The following is a 974-nucleotide window of genomic DNA, read 5'->3' as shown; positions in this document are numbered from 1 at the left end:
TCCAAGGCGCGCTATTTCGAGATTGTCGAAGCGTGCAAGGACTATATCCGCGCCGGGGACATCTTTCAGGTCGTACCGAGCCAACGTTTCTCCACACCCTTCCCGCGCCAATCGATCAGCTATTACCGCGCGCTTCGCCGCCTGAACCCGTCGGCCTTCATGTTCCACATGAATCTCGGCGCGGTCAGCCTGGTCGGCTCCAGCCCGGAAATTCTCGTTCGCGTCCGCGATGGCCGCGTCGCCATCCGCCCGATCGCCGGCACACGGCCGCGCAGCGGGGATGATGAGGAAGACGCCCGCCGCGCCGAGGGCTTGCTCAACGATCCGAAAGAGATCGCCGAGCACCTCATGTTGCTGGACCTTGGCCGCAACGATGTCGGCCGCGTCGCCGCCTATGGCAGCGTGACGGTCACCGAGCAGTTCATCGTCGAGCGCTACAGCCACGTCATGCACATCGTCAGCCATGTCGAAGGCGACCTGCGCGAGGGGCTCGACAGCGTGGATGCGCTCTTCGCAGGCTTCCCCGCGGGCACCGTCTCGGGCGCGCCGAAGATCCGTGCCATGCAGATCATCAACGAGATGGAGAGCCATCGCCGCGGCATCTATGGCGGCGCAGTCGGCTATTTCGGCTGGAATGGCGATCTCGACACCTGTATCGCGCTGCGCACCGCGGTGCTGAAGGATGGCCAATTGCACATCCAGGCTGGCGGCGGCGTCGTGCTCGATTCCGTGCCGCAATACGAATATGATGAAACCGTCCACAAGGCTGGCGCACTTCGCCGCGCTGCCGAACTGGCCGCCGCATATGAGCATGATCAATGAGCGCGCCAAAGAAGCAGATCCTCGTCATCGACAATTATGACAGCTTCACCTGGAATCTCGTCCACTACCTGGAAGAGCTGGGCGCGGAAACGCGCGTGGTCCGCAATGATGAAATGACGGTCGAGGAAGCCCTCGCCACCGGTGCGGACGGC

2 protein-coding genes are annotated in these 974 nt (G+C 63.0%); both read left to right on the top strand.

What is annotated here, in order from left to right:
* A partial coding sequence (locus B4F73_RS06215; RefSeq protein ID WP_290482756.1) for an anthranilate synthase component I family protein occupies positions 1-822 on the top strand: 822 nt, incomplete at its 5' end.
* Positions 819-974 (top strand): glutamine amidotransferase-related protein (locus tag B4F73_RS06210; RefSeq protein ID WP_414651867.1); only part of this gene is annotated, 156 nt, incomplete at its 3' end. The genes B4F73_RS06215 and B4F73_RS06210, both read left to right, overlap by 4 nt.

It is taken from the genome of Hyphomonas sp. UBA3601, from assembly GCF_002375605.1.
Lineage (GTDB): Bacteria > Pseudomonadota > Alphaproteobacteria > Caulobacterales > Hyphomonadaceae > Hyphomonas.
The sequence above is the reverse complement of the archived record's forward strand: the minus strand, read 5'-3'. Positions and strand labels throughout refer to the sequence as shown.